The sequence below is a fragment of the Candidatus Formimonas warabiya genome (assembly GCF_002777255.1).
GTDB classification, from domain to species: Bacteria; Bacillota; Dehalobacteriia; order Dehalobacteriales; family Dehalobacteriaceae; genus Formimonas; species Formimonas warabiya.
Genome location: NZ_CP017634.1, coordinates 6,413,656 through 6,426,990 on the forward strand (window position 1 = coordinate 6,413,656; position 13,335 = coordinate 6,426,990).

A 13,335-nucleotide genomic window follows, 5' to 3' on the forward strand; every position below is an offset into this window, starting at 1 on the left:
CGCCAAAATTCAATTCAAGAACCGTCCCTGAATTTACTGAATTTACTTAGGAGAGGGAAGATGAACTGGATAGAATTAATTAAAAGATATCCTGCCCAAACAGAGCAGGAGAAAAAGGATCAAGAAATAATCTTAGATTGTATCGACAAATTCGATAACATTTTAACGAGAGATAACGAGATTGCCCATATTACCAGTTCGGCCTTTGTCGTGAATAAGATGAAAGACAAGGTGTTAATGATCCATCATAATATCTATCATTCATGGTCATGGACCGGCGGCCATGCCGATGGAGAAGAGGATTTGTTATCTGTGGCAATCAAAGAAGTAAAAGAAGAAACCGGCGTAAAAAATATTTACCCGGTGACCGGCGATATTTTTTCTTTGGATATCCTGCCCGTGCTGGGGCATTTTAAAAGGGAAAAATATGTATCTGCCCATGTGCATCTCTCCGTTGCCTATTTGTTTGAGGCCGATGAAGGTGAACCCCTTATGGTTAAAGAAGATGAAAACAGCGGTGTGAAATGGGTTCCGATAGATGAAGTAAATATCTACAGCAATGAACCGCATATGCAGACGGTATACAAGAAATTAATTTCAAGAATAAAGCACGGACAGTTTAGCCGGTAACTTAGTGCAAGTATCCTGTATTTGTTGGGGTATATCTCGGACATATTACCTTCATCCTGGGGTGTGGGTTGCCCCTATGGAGAAAAACATGTTGCAAAAATTGAGGTGCCTGTATGACAAAAAGATGTGATTGGGTTACAAGCGATCCGATTTACCTTGATTATCATGACCGGGAGTGGGGAGTGCCCGTACACGATGATGGAAAACTGTTTGAGATGATTGTTCTAGATGGGGCACAAGCTGGTTTAAGCTGGCTCACCATCCTGAAAAAACGGCATCATTATCGAAAAGCCTTTGATCATTTTGATGTGGAGAGGGTGGCTCAATATGATGCCAATAAAATAAATGAACTGTTATCGGATCCCGGGATCGTTAGAAACCGGCTCAAGATCGCTTCTGCCGTGACAAATGCCAAGGCTTTTCTCCAGATTCAGAAAGAGTTTGGGAGTTTTGACGCCTATATCTGGAAATTTGTGGGAGGCAAACCAAGAATAAACTGCTGGCAATCGGTAAGGGAAATTCCTCCGCGCACCGCCGAGTCGGATGCCATGAGCAAAGATTTGATGCGCAGGGGATTCAAATTTGTGGGGTCAACGATTTGTTATGCCTTTATGCAGGCGGCCGGATTGGTAAATGATCATGTAGTTGATTGTTTCCGCTATCAGGAACTTTGTAAGTGATCGAGGCATGTTTTTTCAAAAAGGAGGTTTCATTGGTGGATTCCACCCGTCTTGCTTCAGGCTTCAGCACTACCCGCTTTGATAAACCTAGTACCGGTCTGCCGGGGCTGGACTATGTTATTGATTATCTGCGTTTGGGCGACAATGTTGTGTTGCTGGTGGATACCATCGATGACTATAGCTATTTTGTTACTTCTTTTGTCGAGCAGGCCTGTCAAGACGGCAAAGAAGTGGTATACATTCGATTTGCCGAACACAAACCATTAGTCGCTCCCGGGGAAAATGTCACAATTTATTACATCGACGCCAATGTGGGTTTTGAGGTATTTTCTACCCAGGTTCACCGCATTGCTTCCCGGGAAGGACAGGGCGTTTATTATGTGTTTGATTGTCTATCAGAGCTCTTGTCTGCTTGGGCAACCGATTTGATGATCGGCAATTTTTTTACCATTACCTGCCCTTATTTATATGAATTAAATACGGTGGCTTATTTTTCCATCCTGAGGAACCATAATTCTTTTTCCACGGTGGCTACCATCAGAGAGACAACACAACTGCTTTTGGATATTTACAATTGTGAAGGAGATATTTTCGTTCACCCGCTCAAAGTCCAAAACCGTTATTCACCGTATATGTTTTTCCCCCATGTGCAAAGAGGAGAAAATTTTGTCCCGGTAACCAGCGGTGAGGACGAGACGAAACTATTTTCCTACGTTTTAAGCAGAGGCCTGGGCAAAAGCGAAAGAAGCTGGGATTATTGGGACCAGGTTTTCTTTAAAGCAGGGGAGATATTTGAAGGCGTAGGAAAACAGGAGAAAATATGCATCGCAAAAGGACAGGAATTAGTGAAAACCATCAGCAAAATGCTATTAAGCAAAGATCAAACCATTCTTGATTTAGCGCAAAAATATTTTACTTTGGCGGATTTATTAGGTATTCGATCACGCATGACTGGCTCCGGATTCATTGGCGAAAAAAGCGCGGGAATGCTGTTGGCACGAAAAATCCTGGAGAAAAACCAAGAGGAAAAATGGGCTGATTTCCTGGAACCTCACGATTCTTTTTATCTTGGTTCGGATATTTTCTATACCTTTTTAATCCAAAACGGCTGGTGGAAACTTAGAATGGAGCTCAAGCGAAAAGACAAATATGTTCAGGCGGCAAAAGAACTCAAGGAAAAAATGATGAAAGGCAGACTACCGGAAGCAGTGAGAGAACAATTCAAAAGAATGCTGGAACATTTTGGCCAGTCCCCCATGGTGATCCGTTCCAGCAGCCTTTTTGGGGAAGGTATTTTGTGTCTTAATCAAGGAACACCTGAGCAAAGGTATTTGGCATTTGAAAATGCAGTCCGTTCAGCCTATGCCAGTACCATGAACGAGGATGCCTTAAATTCCCCTCAGCAGCGGGGTTTTGCTGAGCAAGATGAGCAAATGGCCCTTCTGGTGCAGCGTATCTCGAGAGTGTACCATGGAGAATGTGTTTCCCCGGATCGTTCAGGAGCAGGGCTATCTAGCCATACCCATATTTGGAAGGACGCGGCGGTACCGGAAACGAGGATTCTCCATAACGCCACTCTTGTGAACAAGATCCAAGCCATGCAAAAAGTACTGGAAGAATGCTATCAGAATCCGCTAGATATCGAATTTACGGTGAATTTTGATCATGAAGAAAAACCCCGGATAAACCTTCTTCAGTGCCGGCCCTTTAAACCAAGGGAAAAGAAAACTTGAAAGAGTAAAAATCCAGATATATAAATTAAATAGAGAAAGGGTGATGGTCCGCATGAAGTATGTCAAACTATTCATCATATTGATCGCACTGGGATTTCTCACTATCGGTTGCTCCGGTGAGAAGACGTCATCGCCTGCCCCAGAGCAACAGGATACTTCTACCCAGACAGAAGAAGAAAGTGAAGAATCTGTGGTGCAAGAGCCGGCAAATGAAGATCCCGGGCAGGGAGAAATGGAAGCAAGCCTGTCGCCGATAGAAGATATATCGAAATACGACGGGCATGAAGGGGTAATATTTCTCCAAGAGTTCACGGAACTGATCAGGAGCCGCCAGTATGAAAAGGCAATCCAATATTTTACACCGGATATGCTTGCGGAAATAGAAGCATATGGATACGACAATCCGGTAAGCTATTTGGAGGAGCTGTATCAGGGGACAGATAAAAATGACATCGAATTAGTTCTATATGATGTGAAAGAGGAGAGTATCAGCAGCGCTGTGACACGGCAGGACGGGGAAACACCCTTTTCCGCATACCTGAAAGATGGTGTGTGGACGTTGTTCTTTTCTCCCGTAAATTAAGGGGCTTTCTTAAATCAGCGCATCCAAAAAATTCAGGGCGGTTCATACCGCCCTGAGTGGAGAAAACGGTTACACTAATGATTGTTGTATGCGGTGCCTTCTTTAAATACGGTCCCTACTACCTGGCCTAGATGACAGTAACTGCCCCCTATCATAATCAGCGGGTTGATCTTTAGGGGATCAGGCTTACCCTCTGTCAGGCATTGCTCATTCAGGTATGCGGCCATGATTTCGCCTAGAAACATTTCAAAGTCAAAGACAGGGATGTTTTGAATGACCTTGCAGAGAAAATTCATCGGGCATTCACGGATCATGGGGGCTTTTCCCTGCGCATCATAAAATGGAGTAAATACGTGGGACTTATCGGCTGTTTTCCCTGATGTTATGCCACAATAATCTGTTTCCCGGACCAGGTCGGGGGAGGGGATATTGACACTGAAGTAGCCGTTTTCTTTGACGCCCCTGGTGGTATAATGGGTGCTTTTCAGCGAGATAGCAAGCACCGGGTTTAGGCTTACCACCCCGCAGGCCCCGAGGGTGGCGTAATTCGGTCTGCCATTGACCTCCGCTCCCACAAGCACAGTGGGGAAGGGGCCAAAGGGCCTAGAGGGGATTTTGATCTTTTCCATACAGCAACCTCCTTTTGTATTCAAGTGCAGGAATCTATAAAAAATATAAGGTAAAGGACCAAAAAAGAATAGACTTTTTCTTTCTCATGATTTATCCTATTGTTATAGTATGCCCAGTAGCCAGATATTTTTTACGGGTTATCCGGATACGCTAAAAAAGCCGATCGTCCTGAGTGGAGGAAAATCGGTTTTTTTATTCCCAAGGGCATGCCATGCGCAAGGGAAAATAAAATTAGGGGTGGGGAAAATGTTTCAGGGTTTTTCTGAAGGGACAATTCAATTTTTACAAGGCTTAAAAGAGAATAACAACAAAGCATGGTTTGAAGCAAACAAACCGACGTATCAGAATTTCGTCCAAGAGCCCCTGCGTGAACTGGTAGACGAATTGGGCCCCTTTATGTTATCCATTGATGCCCTCTTTGAGATTAGCCCGAAAAAGGCGATTTCCAGAATCAATCGGGATATCCGGTTTTCCCATGATAAAAGCCCCTACCGGTCCAATATGTGGATTTCTTTTAAGAGACAATACCTGGATTGGAAAGCAGAGCCTACCTACTTTTTTGAAATATTTCCCGATTTCTACCGATACGGCATGGGTTTTTATTGTACCCCCCGGGAAACGATGGACAAATTGAGAGAGATGATTGATGAAAAGAAAAAAGACTTTCAGCAAATTCACCACCTCTATCAAAGCCAAAATATCTTCCGTATCGAGGGGGAGAAATACAAAAGAATCTTGAATGCCAATTTAACGGCAGAGTTGAACGAATGGTATCAAAGAAAAGAGGTATATTTTGTCTGTAACCGAAACATAGACGAGCTCTTATTTGAGAAGGAACTTGTCCCTGTGTTAAGAGATGGGTTTAAAATCTTAGAACCTTTCTATCATTATTTCCTCAGGCTAAAAAAATAAAGGGACGGCATGGGCAAAAAGCATCCTCCAAAAGATTGGAGAAAAGAAAAAATTAGCGTATGATTAGACTGAAAGACATAAGAGGACAAAAATGGAAGGGAAAGGCATTCTGACATGGGGAACTTGAATAAAAACAGCTGGGGATTCATCTTTGCCTTGATATCGGCTGTTTTTTGGGGAACTTACGGGACCTTCCTGAAGTTGATGGGAGATGCCGGATTTAAGGGCATGACGATTGCCGCCATGTCACCTACGATCGTAATTTCCTTTTTCTTGGCCAAAATTCTTTTTAATCAGCCCAAAGCGCTTTTTATCAGCAAAAAGATACTGGCTTTAATTGCTTTACATGGTATTTTTATCACCAGTGGCATTACCTTTTGCTATGTTCAGGCAGTTTCTGCTCTTCCGGTGGGGATTGTGTCTATCATTTCTTTTTGTCATATCATTTTCTTGATGATTACAACCAGGATCGTATTTGGTTATCAGATTACAAGGAAAAAAGTGGCAGTGATACTGATCGTCCTGGTGGGACTCAGCCTTGTTCTGGAGGTATATCAAGTGGCCGGGTCACTGAACTTGGCCGGAGTCATGTGGGCGGCCCTGGGGGCGCTCCTGGTTGCGCTGGGTGCTACCCTGTTCAAGTATTATCTGACCAGGGGAATAGAGGCTACGGCCGTATTCTTTTATACCAACTTTTTTGCTGCCCTTACTTTGTGGTGTGCTACCCCTCTCTGGGAAATAGCCCGTGAAACGGTACAATTGACTTCCGTCCATGGATATCGCGTATGGCTGATTCTCCTCGGTTTTGCACTCCTTCCTTTAGTCGGCTCCTATCTCCTGTATGGAAAAGCCTATGAACGGATCGAGCCCACCTATGTCTCCCTGATGTACTCCCTAGACCCTGTAACGGCAACCATATTGGGTTTTCTGCTCCTGGACCAGAATTTGCATGTAATGCAGCTCATCGGCATGGGCATTATCCTGCTTCCGGTGTGCTATATTCAATATATGGAAGGAAAAGAACCGGATGGGGGAGAAAAGATTACGGATCACCCCCCAAGTGTGGGAGTTTGACTTTTTGGCAGGAAATGCAAGGATTTAGTTGCAAAAGCAACTATCCCATTATATAATATGGTTGCAAATGCAACTATTTTGAAAGGAAGGGGTGTCTTTTTTGCCTAACAATGAATATTCTATTGCCAGGTTGATCTCTATTCTTTATCGTTATGGACAGGGCTATATCGGCAAAAAATTAGAACCTCTTCATATCGGCAGCGGCCAGTATATTTTTCTTCTGGCTTTATACCGGCATGACGGTATCAGCCAGGAAGAACTATCCGACCACCTGAAAATTGACAAGGCTACTACGGCAAAAGCGCTCAAAAGATTGGAAGAAGAAGGGTATGTGGCAAGAAGTGTGGATGCTTTTGATAAAAGAGCATACCGGGTTTTTGTCACCCCCAAGGGGATGGGCATTAAGCCTGAGGTACAAAGTGCCCTGAGAAACTGGAGAGAAATCCTCTCTGATGGATTGTCCGAAGAGGAAAAAGACACGGCCTTAAAGCTATTGAAAAAAATGGTGCAAAATGTGGTGCATCCGTAGAACAGGCGGTGGCGGGGACCAAAAGAAAGAGGGTGGATTTTTTGCACATGATCCATGTGGACAGTTTAAAAAAGAGTTTTGGTGCCACCGAGGCGGTAAAGGGGATTTCCTTTGATGTGGAAAAAGGAGAAATATTCGGACTGCTGGGGCCAAACGGGGCAGGCAAATCCACGACGATCAAGATTCTTGTCACTCTGCTCAAAAGCGACGGGGGAGATGCTGCCATCAATCACCATGATGTGCAGAAGGAGCAAAACCAGGTGAGAAAATCGGTGGGCATCATCTTCCAGGATCCCAGTTTGGATGACCGGCTCACGGCGTGGGAAAATCTCTATTTTCACTCCAAGCTTTACCATGTGCCGGCCAAAGAAATAGAAGGGAGGATTGGCGCATCCTTGGAACTGGTGGGCCTTTCCGAAAGAAAAAAGGACCTGGTTTATACCTTCTCAGGAGGTATGAAAAGAAGGCTGGAAATTGCCCGGGGCATCATCCATACCCCCCAGGTGCTGTTTTTGGATGAACCAACCATTGGCTTGGACCCCCAGACGAGAAAATATATTTGGCAGTACCTGGTTAGCCTGAGGGATAAGCAAGATTTGACCATGCTCCTGACCACCCACTATATGGAAGAAGCGGAAATCTGTGACCGGGTGGCCATTATGGATCATGGCGAGATTATCGCCCTTGATACGCCGGAAAACTTAAAAAAAAGCATCCAAAGCGATATCATCACCCTGGTCTCGGATCATCAGGAGGAGCTTTTTGAGTTGATTGAAGAGAAATTCGGCATTACCCCTGACCGGGACGGGGATTTTTTAAAGGTGCCTGTACCCGATGGGAAAACCTTCCTCCCCCACCTTTTTGAAGCGGCCGGAGGCAGAATTACCAGCGTGGACCTGAAAAAGCCTTCCCTGGAGGATGTTTTTATTAAACTGACGGGAAGAAAGATCCGGGAGGAAGAAGCGAGCAGCACGGACCGCATGCGGGTATCGGTAAGGAGGCGAAAAAAGCGGTGATCACGGGAATGTTAGATGGGGTTGTGATAGCGCGGAGAGATCTTACGCGCAGCTTAAGACAGAAAAGCCAGCTGTTAGGTTCTGTGGCCCGGCCCATCCTGTGGTTGTTTATTTTGGGCACCGGGTTGAGAAGCTCCTTTAGCGTACTCCCTGGGGGGGTTAATTACACCCAGTATATTTTCCCCGGCATTTTAGCGATGAATGTCCTTTTTGCCTCTATTACCTCAGGGACGACGATTATTTGGGACCGGGAATTTGGCTTTCTCAAGGAGATCATGGTTGCGCCCGTTTCCCGGGCATCCATTGTTTTTGGAAAGACATTAAGCGGGAGTACCATTGCCACCCTGCAAGGGACCATCGTATTAGTCTTATTTCCCTTTGTGGGCTTGAAGTTTTCCCTTGTTCAAATCATACTTATTGTTGCCGCCATGTTTATGATTGCCTTTTCCATTACATCCCTGGGTATTTTGATTGCGGCCAGAATGTCGTCCTTTGAAGGCTTTGGCACCATCAATAATTTTTTAGTCATGCCCATGTTTTTTCTTAGCGGCGCTTTGTATCCGGTCAATAAAGTTCCCCTTTGGCTCAAGCCTTTCATTACCATCAATCCTGTCACCTATGGGGTGGATCTTTTACGGGGGGTAGTGCTCCGGCTTGAGGCCAACTACCTCACAGATATCGGCATTATCCTCCTTTTTGCCTTCTTGGTATTGGCATGCGCCACTTATCTTTTTCGCCAAGAAAAATAGGAATTATATTTGACACGGCAGGATATTTAGGGTACAATTGTTTCGCATACGAAATAATTGTACCCTAAATATTTTTTGCAAAAAAACAGTGCGTGGAGGTGAAGAGATGGAACAAGCGGAACCGTTGGAGCAAAGCAAAAAAATTGGCAAACTCTTTATGGAAGTTACCAAACTTTTTCGGCATAATATGAGCAAATCATTGGGAGATATTGGGATGACAGGCCCTCAAAGCAGGATCATCCACACTCTGTGCCGGTTTGAGAAGATTAAGGTAAGCGGGTTAAGCCGGATGGTTAGTTTATCAAACGCTACCGTTTCCGGGATTCTTGACCGCTTGGAAAAACAGGGACTGGTGGAGCGGACCAGAAGCAACGAGGATAAGAGGGTTGTTTATGTAAGCCTGACGCCTAGATTCAAAGAGATTCATGAGGACTTTCATAGAAGATCCGACGAGTACTTTGTAAATATGATCAATAAAGGCACTCCCGATGATCTGAATAAAATCATCGAAGGATTAGAAACCCTGAAAGGGCTTTTAAGTACCTGATGTCCGTCTTTGAAGAGGATAAATCATCTTTCTCCCTGCATGGGGAAAGAATATTTGCGAATAATAGTTAGCATGATCTTTATTTCAAGTTTTTTGCGGGAGATGGTATTTTGCTGAAATTGTTCAGATTTTTAAAACCTTTTACATTCTCTGTGGCCGGTGTTTTGGTCCTTTTATTTTTTCAATCGCTGGCAGAATTATACTTACCGACCTTAATGGCAGATATTGTCAACACAGGGATTGTCAAAGGGGATATCCCTTTTATTTGGCGCATTGGCACTCTGATGTTGCTTGTCGCCGGGGTGAGCGGCATCTGTTCTGTTTGGGCCGGTTTTTTGTCTGCAAAAATATCCGTGGGCTTTGGGCGGGATGTGCGCGGCAAAATCTTCTCCCGGGCGGAGAGCTTTTCCTTGCACGAGTTTGGCCAGATTGGCACGGCTTCTCTGATTACCAGGACCACCAACGACATCATGCAGATTCAGAACGTATTAATTATGATCATGCGCATGATGATTAGTGCTCCCATGATGTGTATCGGGGGCATTATTATGGCGGTATCAAAGGATGCGGAGCTTTCTTTGATTCTGGTGGTTGTCCTTCCCCTCCTGGCCGGCATGATCTTCGTGGTCGCCAAGAAAGGTGTACCTCTTTTTAAAGCGATGCAGGTAAAACTGGATAGATTGAATCGGGTGCTTTTGGAAGGCCTTACCGGGATCAGAGTGATCCGGGCTTTTAACCGCATCGACTACGAAAAAAAACGTTTTCATGAAGCCAACCGGGACCTTACCGCTACGGCGATCAAAGTAAACAGGATCATGGCAGCCTTAATGCCCTTAATGATGCTGATCATGAACTTTACCTCCATTGCCATTGTATGGTTTGGCGGTATCCGGGTATCCCACGGGGAGATGCAGATCGGTGATATGATGGCTTTTCTCCAATATGCCATGCAGATCATGTTTTCCCTGGTGATGCTTTCCATGATGTTTGTGATGATTCCCCGGGCTTCTGCCTCTGCCACGAGAATTAACGAGGTCCTGGAAATTACGCCGGAAATCAAGGACGCAGAACAGGTGAAGCTGGCTGACCGCAAAAGAGGTTTCGTGGAATTTAAAGACGTCACCTTTAGCTATCCCGGTGCTGAAGAGCCGGTAATAGAAGATATTTCTTTCCGGGCCAGTCCGGGGGAGGTCACGGCGATCATCGGCGGTACGGGATCGGGAAAATCCACCCTCTTAAATCTCATCCCCCGCTTTTATGACGTGGAAAAAGGGGCGGTTCTGGTGGACGGGGTGGATGTGAGAGAAATGCCCCAGAAAGCCTTGCGGGCAAAAATTGGCTTTGTTCCTCAAATAGCCCTCCTTTTTAGCGGCACGATTGAGGAGAATATCCGCTTTGGCAAGGAAGACGCCTCTGAGGCCGAGGTGCGCAAAGCGGCAGAAATCGCCCAGGCCACGGAATTTATTTCCGGGATGAAAGACGGCTTGGATACCCAGATTGCCCAAGGGGGTACCAACATTTCCGGCGGCCAGAAACAGCGCCTTTCCATCGCCCGTGCCCTGGTGAGAAGGCCGGAAATCTATGTCTTTGACGACAGTTTTTCCGCCCTGGACTTTAAAACGGATGCCCGGCTGCGTGCCGCCCTGAGAAAAGAAACAGCAGATGCCACGGTGCTTATTGTGGCCCAACGCGTGACCACAGTGATGGATGCCGACCGCATTGTTGTTTTGGATGAAGGGAAAATTGCCGGTATGGGCAGCCATAAAGAGCTTCTAAATACCTGTGCGGTATACCGGGAGATAGTATCCTCACAGCTTTCCGAGGAGGAGTTGGCATGAGTAGAGAGGATCGACAGCAAAGACCGGAGAGAAGATCAGGAAGAGGTCCCATGGGAGGAGGAGGAGGACCCATGGGGATGCCGGTGCAAAAGGCAAAGAACTTTAAAGGTACCCTGAAAAGGCTCCTAGGCTATTTAAAGCCTCAAAGGACACAGCTTTTGATCGTCATTTCTATGGCTATCCTCAGTACCGCTTTCAGTATTGTCAGTCCGAAAGTGATGGGAAAAGCTACCACCAAGCTATTTGAAGGCATGGTCCAAATCTATCGGCATGTGCCGGGCGCCCAGGTGGATTTTCCTTATATCGGCCAAATCATCCTGATCTTAATCGGTTTTTATCTTTTAAGTGCATTTTTCAGTTATATTCAGCAATATGTTATGGCCGGCGTGGCCCAGAAAATTGTTTTTGATATGCGTCGTGATGTTCAGGATAAGCTTTCCCGGCTGCCTCTGAAGTTTTTTGATGCCCGCACCCATGGGGAAATCTTAAGCCGGGTGACCAATGATGTGGACAACATCAGTACCACCTTGCAGCAGAGTATGACCCAGCTCATCACATCCCTCTGGACGATAATCGGCATCTTAATCATGATGCTGGTGATCAGCCCGGTATTGACGCTGATTGCTCTGGTCACTCTGCCCGTATCCTTTGTGATCACGGCTAATGTGGCAAAACGTTCTCAGAAATACTTTGCCGCCCAGCAGAAGGAATTAGGGGAGCTGAACGGCCATGTGGAGGAAATGTTTACCGGCCATAAAATCGTCAAAGCCTTTGGACATGAAAATAAATCTATCCGCCAGTTTAATGAAATTAACGAAAGACTGTATGGGGCAGGATGGAAAGCCCAGTTTGTTTCCGGGATTATTATGCCTCTCTTAAACTTTGTCAATAATATCGGCTATGTGCTGGTCTGCGTGGTTGGCGCCATCTATGTGACGAAGAAAAAAATAGAAATCGGCGACATTCAGGCTTTCATTCAATACTCCAGGCAGTTTACCTGGCCCATCGTGCAGACAGCGAATATTGCCAATGTGATTCAATCCACAGTGGCATCGGCGGAGCGCGTTTTTGAACTCCTGGATGAAATGGAGGAAAGCCCGGACCGGGATGATGCCACGGTGATTCGAGTGCCGAAAGGAGAAGTGGCCTTACAAAACGTTCAGTTTGGCTATCAGGAAGATGTTCCTCTGATCGAGGACATGAGTATTGACGTCAAACCGGGGCAAACCATCGCCATTGTCGGACCCACCGGGGCAGGAAAGACCACATTGGTAAATCTGCTCATGCGATTCTACGAAATAGGCGGGGGCAGGATTACTGTGGACGGGACCGATATCAGGGACATGAAGCGGGGGGATTTACGCAGTATTTTTGGCATGGTCCTTCAGGATACATGGCTCTTTAACGGTACCATCAAGGAGAATATTGCCTATGGCCGGGAGAATGCCACCGAGGAGGAGATAATCCGGGCAGCCAAGGCGGCCTATGCCGACCATTTTATTCGCACCCTGCCTGAAGGGTATGATACCGTGCTCAATGAAGAAGCATCCAATATATCTCAAGGCCAGAAGCAGCTTCTCACCATTGCCCGGGCTATCCTGGCCGACCCGGCGATTCTGATTCTGGACGAAGCCACCAGCAGCGTGGATACCAGAACGGAGGTCAATATTCAAAAGGCGATGACCGCTTTGATGAAAGGAAGAACCAGCTTCGTCATTGCCCACAGGCTTTCCACGATCCGGGACGCAAACTTGATTCTGGTCATGAATAACGGGCGTATCATTGAAAAGGGCAGTTTTACGGAACTGCTCAAGCAGGGAGGATTCTTTGCCGACCTTTATTACAGTCAATTTACCGGGTCAAATAATGAGGTCCAAATCGGTTAAAATAGGAACCCTTAAAGCAAATTCGCTTTAAGGGTTTTTTGTAAAATCCTTAAAGGGCTTTTTCCCATCAAGAAGCAGGAAGCGGCGAAAAATGGGAGAATAGATAAAGCATAGGCTGGTAAAAAAAGCCACAGAAAATATGGGGCAGGATTTTTACGGACAGGGAGGAAAAAATATGCGTTATGTGGGAACTTCAAAAGCATCTGATCAAGGTTACATTCGCGTGTTAGACGGGGTGGAGAGAAAAACCCTCACTTACGGCGAGCATACGCTTTTCACGGAATTTAGATTGGAAAAAGGTCATGTCTTACCCAGACATCAACATCCTCAGGAGCAAACGGGCTATTTGGTATCCGGGCACATTCTGTTAACGATTGGGGATGAAAAGTATGATATGGAGCCTGGTGACAGTTGGGCTATATTAGGCGGCACGGAACATGGGGCGGAAATTTTAGAAGACTCTGTGGCCATAGAAGTGTTTTCCCCGGTGCGTGCGGATTATTTACCTTGAAAATTTTTAGGAAGCAG

At 45.8% G+C, this 13,335-nt stretch carries 14 protein-coding genes; 13 read left to right on the forward strand and 1 reads right to left on the reverse strand.

The window, feature by feature from the left end:
• Positions 1-60: 60 nt before the first annotated feature.
• The 4 genes from DCMF_RS28835 to DCMF_RS28850 all read left to right on the forward strand — a co-directional run bounded on the left by DCMF_RS28835 (position 61) and on the right by DCMF_RS28850 (position 3,626).
• On the forward strand, positions 61-630 hold the full coding sequence (locus tag DCMF_RS28835) for an NUDIX hydrolase (protein ID WP_148137642.1): 570 nt from the start codon (positions 61-63) through the stop codon (positions 628-630).
• A 113-nt stretch (positions 631-743) separates the two neighbouring features.
• Positions 744-1,310: a DNA-3-methyladenine glycosylase I gene (locus tag DCMF_RS28840; RefSeq protein ID WP_148137643.1), complete on the forward strand. Its 567-nt coding sequence runs from the start codon at positions 744-746 to the stop codon at positions 1,308-1,310.
• Between the two features lie 35 nt (positions 1,311-1,345).
• Positions 1,346-3,043: a PEP/pyruvate-binding domain-containing protein gene (locus DCMF_RS28845; RefSeq protein WP_148137644.1), complete on the forward strand. Its 1,698-nt coding sequence runs from the start codon at positions 1,346-1,348 to the stop codon at positions 3,041-3,043.
• A gap of 52 nt (positions 3,044-3,095) precedes the next feature.
• Positions 3,096-3,626 (forward strand): hypothetical protein, encoded by a 531-nt coding sequence (locus tag DCMF_RS28850; protein WP_148137645.1) that lies wholly within the window; start codon positions 3,096-3,098, stop codon positions 3,624-3,626.
• A 74-nt stretch (positions 3,627-3,700) separates the two neighbouring features.
• Here DCMF_RS28850 and DCMF_RS28855 read toward each other — a convergent pair whose 3' ends face one another.
• The gene (locus DCMF_RS28855; RefSeq protein WP_148137646.1) at positions 3,701-4,255 is read right to left on the reverse strand and encodes a flavin reductase family protein; all 555 of its coding nucleotides are present in this window, start codon (positions 4,253-4,255) and stop codon (positions 3,701-3,703) included.
• A 247-nt stretch (positions 4,256-4,502) separates the two neighbouring features.
• Here DCMF_RS28855 and DCMF_RS28860 point away from each other — a divergent pair, with 247 nt between their 5' ends.
• From DCMF_RS28860 to DCMF_RS28900, 9 genes are all read left to right on the forward strand, one after another.
• Entirely contained in the window at positions 4,503-5,168 is a 666-nt protein-coding gene (locus DCMF_RS28860; RefSeq protein WP_148137647.1) for a DUF2461 domain-containing protein, read from the forward strand.
• A gap of 114 nt (positions 5,169-5,282) precedes the next feature.
• Positions 5,283-6,242: a DMT family transporter gene (locus tag DCMF_RS28865; protein WP_148137648.1), complete on the forward strand. Its 960-nt coding sequence runs from the start codon at positions 5,283-5,285 to the stop codon at positions 6,240-6,242.
• A gap of 100 nt (positions 6,243-6,342) precedes the next feature.
• On the forward strand, positions 6,343-6,771 hold the full coding sequence (locus DCMF_RS28870; RefSeq protein ID WP_148137649.1) for a MarR family winged helix-turn-helix transcriptional regulator: 429 nt from the start codon (positions 6,343-6,345) through the stop codon (positions 6,769-6,771).
• Between the two features lie 47 nt (positions 6,772-6,818).
• Entirely contained in the window at positions 6,819-7,787 is a 969-nt protein-coding gene (locus DCMF_RS28875) for an ATP-binding cassette domain-containing protein (protein WP_148138117.1), read from the forward strand.
• Positions 7,784-8,536, forward strand: a complete 753-nt coding sequence (locus DCMF_RS28880) for an ABC transporter permease (protein ID WP_148137650.1) — start codon at positions 7,784-7,786, stop codon at positions 8,534-8,536. Before DCMF_RS28875 ends, DCMF_RS28880 begins: the two co-directional genes overlap by 4 nt.
• A 106-nt stretch (positions 8,537-8,642) precedes the next feature.
• Entirely contained in the window at positions 8,643-9,083 is a 441-nt protein-coding gene (locus tag DCMF_RS28885; protein ID WP_148137651.1) for a MarR family winged helix-turn-helix transcriptional regulator, read from the forward strand.
• A 110-nt stretch (positions 9,084-9,193) separates the two neighbouring features.
• On the forward strand, positions 9,194-10,921 hold the full coding sequence (locus DCMF_RS28890; protein WP_148137652.1) for an ABC transporter ATP-binding protein: 1,728 nt from the start codon (positions 9,194-9,196) through the stop codon (positions 10,919-10,921).
• Entirely contained in the window at positions 10,918-12,807 is a 1,890-nt protein-coding gene (locus DCMF_RS28895) for an ABC transporter ATP-binding protein (protein ID WP_148137653.1), read from the forward strand. The genes DCMF_RS28890 and DCMF_RS28895 overlap by 4 nt, the downstream gene beginning before the upstream one ends.
• A 175-nt stretch (positions 12,808-12,982) precedes the next feature.
• Complete coding sequence (locus DCMF_RS28900; RefSeq protein WP_148137654.1) at positions 12,983-13,318, forward strand: cupin domain-containing protein; 336 nt, start codon at positions 12,983-12,985, stop codon at positions 13,316-13,318.
• The last annotated feature ends 17 nt before the right edge of the window (positions 13,319-13,335 follow it).

Bases quoted from the DNA above. Each gene is read 5' to 3' on its own strand.
- DCMF_RS28835 (WP_148137642.1), top strand. From the start codon at position 61: ATGAACTGGATAGAATTAATTAAAAGATATCCTGCCCAAACAGAGCAG.
- DCMF_RS28840 (WP_148137643.1), top strand. From the start codon at position 744: ATGACAAAAAGATGTGATTGGGTTACAAGCGATCCGATTTACCTTGAT.
- DCMF_RS28850 (WP_148137645.1), top strand. From the start codon at position 3,096: ATGAAGTATGTCAAACTATTCATCATATTGATCGCACTGGGATTTCTC.
- DCMF_RS28855 (WP_148137646.1), bottom strand. From the start codon at position 4,255: ATGGAAAAGATCAAAATCCCCTCTAGGCCCTTTGGCCCCTTCCCCACT.
- DCMF_RS28860 (WP_148137647.1), top strand. From the start codon at position 4,503: ATGTTTCAGGGTTTTTCTGAAGGGACAATTCAATTTTTACAAGGCTTA.
- DCMF_RS28865 (WP_148137648.1), top strand. From the start codon at position 5,283: ATGGGGAACTTGAATAAAAACAGCTGGGGATTCATCTTTGCCTTGATA.
- DCMF_RS28875 (WP_148138117.1), top strand. From the start codon at position 6,819: ATGATCCATGTGGACAGTTTAAAAAAGAGTTTTGGTGCCACCGAGGCG.
- DCMF_RS28885 (WP_148137651.1), top strand. From the start codon at position 8,643: ATGGAACAAGCGGAACCGTTGGAGCAAAGCAAAAAAATTGGCAAACTC.
- DCMF_RS28895 (WP_148137653.1), top strand. From the start codon at position 10,918: ATGAGTAGAGAGGATCGACAGCAAAGACCGGAGAGAAGATCAGGAAGA.
- DCMF_RS28900 (WP_148137654.1), top strand. From the start codon at position 12,983: ATGCGTTATGTGGGAACTTCAAAAGCATCTGATCAAGGTTACATTCGC.